This window comes from Mesorhizobium sp. (assembly GCF_004962925.1).
GTDB lineage: Bacteria > Pseudomonadota > Alphaproteobacteria > Rhizobiales > Rhizobiaceae > Mesorhizobium.
Genome location: NZ_SUEO01000029.1, coordinates 25914 through 29801, shown reverse-complemented (window position 1 = coordinate 29801; position 3888 = coordinate 25914). Strand labels below are relative to the sequence as shown.

At 62.7% G+C, this 3888-nt stretch carries 4 protein-coding genes; 2 read left to right on the top strand and 2 right to left on the bottom strand.

Features of this window, described 5'->3' with window-relative positions; translation table 11 throughout:
* Nucleotides 1-164: 164 nt before the first annotated feature.
* Together E5W87_RS09245 and E5W87_RS09240 are read left to right on the top strand one after the other, a co-directional pair.
* Entirely contained in the window at nucleotides 165-1148 is a 984-nt protein-coding gene (locus tag E5W87_RS09245; protein WP_292396285.1) for a threonine/serine dehydratase, read from the top strand.
* A gap of 72 nt (nucleotides 1149-1220) precedes the next feature.
* Nucleotides 1221-1874 (top strand): glutathione S-transferase family protein, encoded by a 654-nt coding sequence (locus E5W87_RS09240; RefSeq protein WP_292396283.1) that lies wholly within the window; start codon nucleotides 1221-1223, stop codon nucleotides 1872-1874.
* Between the two features lie 81 nt (nucleotides 1875-1955).
* On the opposite strand, the gene E5W87_RS09235 is transcribed toward E5W87_RS09240, so the two are convergent.
* Together E5W87_RS09235 and E5W87_RS09230 are read right to left on the bottom strand one after the other, a co-directional pair.
* The gene (locus tag E5W87_RS09235) at nucleotides 1956-3092 is read right to left on the bottom strand and encodes an ABC transporter permease (RefSeq protein WP_292396309.1); all 1137 of its coding nucleotides are present in this window, start codon (nucleotides 3090-3092) and stop codon (nucleotides 1956-1958) included.
* Between the two features lie 8 nt (nucleotides 3093-3100).
* Nucleotides 3101-3888, bottom strand: a 788-nt coding sequence (locus tag E5W87_RS09230) for an ABC transporter ATP-binding protein (protein ID WP_292396281.1), incomplete at its 5' end; no start/stop codon positions are given.

The window sequence follows — 3888 nt, the reverse complement described above, 5'->3', positions numbered from 1 at the left end:
CCCCGGAGCCATAGCGGGGAGGGCCGGGGAGGCGGTAGGTGACAGGCATACCGCCCCTCTTCCTACCAGTGGGAATTTTGTAACGGTCACATTTTTTCATTGGTGCGCCGCCTCCCTTTCCGGGCATCATGAAAGGCAAACATGCCTTTCCACGGGACCAATTCATGATCGCACCAACGCCTCCCGGCATCGCCGATATCCACGCCGCCGCAGCGCGGCTTTCCGGTCTGATCGTCGAAACGCCGCTGATCGAATCGCCTGAGCTGAACAAGCGCTTCGGCGCCAGGATCCTGTTCAAGCCGGAGACGCTGCAGCGCACCGGCTCGTTCAAGTTCCGCGGCGCCTACAACAAGCTGTCTTCGCTGAGTGACGAGGAGCGCAGCCGCGGCGTCGTCGCCTTCTCGTCTGGCAATCACGCGCAAGGCGTCGCCGCCTCGGCGGCGATGTTCGGGGTCAAGGCGGTCATCGCCATGCCCACTGACGCGCCGGCAATGAAGGTCGGCAATGTCAGGAAAATGGGAGCGGAAGTGGTTCCGTTCGACCGTTTCCGCGATGATCGCATGACGGTTGTTCGTCCATACATGGAACGGGGCATGGTCCTGGTCCCGCCATTCGACGATCCGGCCATCATCGCCGGCCAGGGCACGATCGGCCTCGAACTGACGGCGCAGGCGAAAGCGCTCGGCGTGAGCCTCGACGCGGTCGTCATTCCCTGCGGCGGCGGCGGGTTGAGCAGCGGCATCTCCATCGCGGTCAAGGATGCATCACCTGATACGGCCGTCTGGGCGGTGGAACCCGAGCATTTCGACGACACCTGTCGCTCACTGGCTAGAGGTGTCCGGGTTTCGATCGAATCCGGTCACACTTCGATCTGCGACGCGCTCCTCACCGCCGAACCGGGCGCGATCACCTTCGAGATCAACCGCAGGAATCTCGCCGGCGGCATTGCCGTTTCCGACAAGGCAGCCGCACAGGCGATGCGCGACGCCATGGCCTATCTCAAGCTGGTGGTCGAGCCTGGCGGCTGCGTCGGGCTGGCTGCGCTATCGTCGGGCGAGATCGAACTATCAGGCAAATGCGTTGCCGTGGTGCTGTCCGGCGGCAATGTCGATTTTGGCACCTATGCAGAGATCATGGCGGCGGCTTAGGGTGGCGACCAGTTCCGGTCCATGCGCCGGTTAAAGGTGTCAAAGGGTCGAACCGTACCATTCAGGACTGACATGAAACTGTTCTTCAGCCGCAATCCCAATCCTCGCCTCGCGGTCGCGGTGGCACGCTATCTCAACGCGAAGGTCGAGTTTGAATTCGCCTCCCCCTTCGCTCCGGGGCAGGCTGAGCGATTTCGCCCGCTAAACCCAAATCTTTCCTTGCCCATACTTGTGGGCTCGGGAAAAAGCCTCTGGGAGGCCGACGCCATAGCTTGTCGGCTTTCACGCGACGCGCATTCGGATTTCTGGCGCACCGGCGACGACGAACCCGAAATGATCCGATGGCTCAGTTGGGGGAAAGAGAACTTCGCAAGAGCTTGCGACGTCGTGCATTTCGAACGCGGGACCAAACAGCGGTATGGGCTCGGCCCGATTGATCAGGACCGGGTTGAGGAGGGGCTGAGAGACTTCCGCGCTGCCGCAGCAACACTTGAGGCCGAGCTTTCCGAGCGAGAATGGCTGGTCGAAAATTCGGTGTCCTATGCCGACTTTCGAATGGCGACGTTTCTGCCCTTCAACGATGTCGCCAGATTGCCGCTCGATGATTATCCGTCTGTCAGCCGCTGGTATCGTCAGTTTGAAGAAATCGACGCCTGGCGCGATCCCTTCAAAGGACTGGATGCGCCTGAATTGCCGCTGGTTCCGGGTCAGGTCAAGCCGGCATGAATCTCGATCCGAATGATCATGCATCTGGACTTCCGCACCCCGACCGGTTCGGCCATTCGCGTAAGCTGATTGAGTTGGATCCTAATCCAGCGTCCGGCGGAACCGCACCAGTGCCACGCCGGCAAACAGCGCCACGAACACGACGAGCCAGCCGATCTCCGTTGCGACCGCCGGCAGTTCGGCGCCTTTCAGCATCACCGCGCGGATGATGCGCAGGAAATGCGTCAACGGCAGGATCTCGCCGAAAACCTGGGCCCAGCCGGGCATGCCGCGATAGGGGAACATGAAACCGGACAGCATGATCGACGGCAGGAAGAAGAAGAAGGTGAGCTGCAGCGCCTGCATCTGCGTGCGGGCGATCGTCGAAATGGTGTAGCCGAGCAGCACCAGCGCCAGCACGAAGATCAGGACTGCCGTCAGCAGCAGCGACATGGACCCGGTGAACGGAATGGCAAACAAAAGCTTCGCCGCCGCCAGCACCACTACTACCTGCACGGCGCCGACCGCCAGATAGGGCAGCACCTTGCCCAGCATGATCTCGAGTGGGCTGGACGGCATCGCCAAAAGGTTCTCCATCGTGCCGCGCTCGGTCTCGCGCGTCAGCGCGATCGAGGTCATCATCACCATCGTCATCTGCAGGATGACGCCGAGCAGGCCGGGCACGATGTTGTATTGCGAGACGGCTTCCGGATTGTAACGCCGGTGCACCACCACTTCGAGCTGGCCTCGGGCGGCTTCGGCGGCCGTTTCCTGCATGCCGCGTGCCCTGAGCAGCGCCTGGTTGGCGACCGTGCCCAGCGTCGAGATGGCGCCGCTGGCGACGGCTGGGTCGGTGGCATCAGCTTCGATCAGAATTTGCGGGCTGTCGCCGCGCTCGACCCGCCGGGCAAAATCGGTGGGGATGGTGACGACGAAGGCGACGTCGCCGCGCGCCATCAGGAATTCCGCCTCGGCGGCACTTTGCGCGACATGGTCGAAGCGGTAGTAGCCGGTGGTCTGCAGCGCCGAAACCATGGCCCGCGTGTAAGGGTCGCTGCTCATCGCCACCAGGGCCGCCGGCAGGCTCTTCGGGTCGTTGTTGATGGCATAGCCGAACAGCACCAGCTGCATCAGCGGCACGCCAAGCATCATGGCGAAGGTGATGCGGTCGCGCCGCATCTGGATGAACTCCTTGATCAGCAGCGCGCCGAGCCGGGCGAAGGAAAAGACGCTGTTTATCCCGTTTTTCATCCCATGTTGTCCTTCGAGCCGGACATGAACTGGATGAACACATCCTCCAGGCTGGTCTCGCCCGGCGTCACCGTCACGCCTTTGTGCTCTTTCTCGACATCGGCGAGGGCTGCCTGAAGCGCCTTCTTGTCGGAACCGACGACATGCAGCGTCGCGCCGAACGGCGCCACCTGGTCGACGCCGGTCCTGCCCTCGAGCGCGACCGCGACCTGGTCGAGGCGCGGGCCCTGCACGACGAAGGTCGTCAGCCCGGCGTTCCTGACCACATCTTCGACCGTGCCTGACGCCAGCATCTTGCCGTACGAGATGTAGCCGATGCGGTGGCAGCGCTCGGCCTCGTCCATGTAATGGGTGGAGACCAGCACGGTCAGCCCGCCGCTGGCCAGCCGATGGATCTCGTCCCAGAATTCGCGCCGCGCCTTCGGGTCGACGCCCGCCGTCGGTTCGTCGAGCAACAGCAATCTGGGCTTGTGCATGATGCAGGCGGCCAACGCCAGCCGCTGCTTCCAGCCGCCGGACAGCGTGCCGGCCAACTGGTTCTTGCGCGAGGTGAGGCCGAGATCCTCGAGAGTCCTGCCGACATGCTCGTCGAGCGGCTTCAACCCATAGAGCCGCGCCACGAATTCGAGATTTTCGGCAATGGTCAGGTCCTCGTAGAACGAGAATTTTTGCGTCATATAGCCGACTTCGCGCTTGATCCTCAGACTGTCGCTGCGGATGTCGAAGCCGAGCACCGTGCCTTCGCCCTCATCCGGCGTCAGCAGCCCGCACATGATGCGGATGG

Bases quoted from the DNA above. Each gene is read 5' to 3' on its own strand.
- E5W87_RS09245 (WP_292396285.1), top strand. From the start codon at position 165: ATGATCGCACCAACGCCTCCCGGCATCGCCGATATCCACGCCGCCGCA.
- E5W87_RS09240 (WP_292396283.1), top strand. From the start codon at position 1,221: ATGAAACTGTTCTTCAGCCGCAATCCCAATCCTCGCCTCGCGGTCGCG.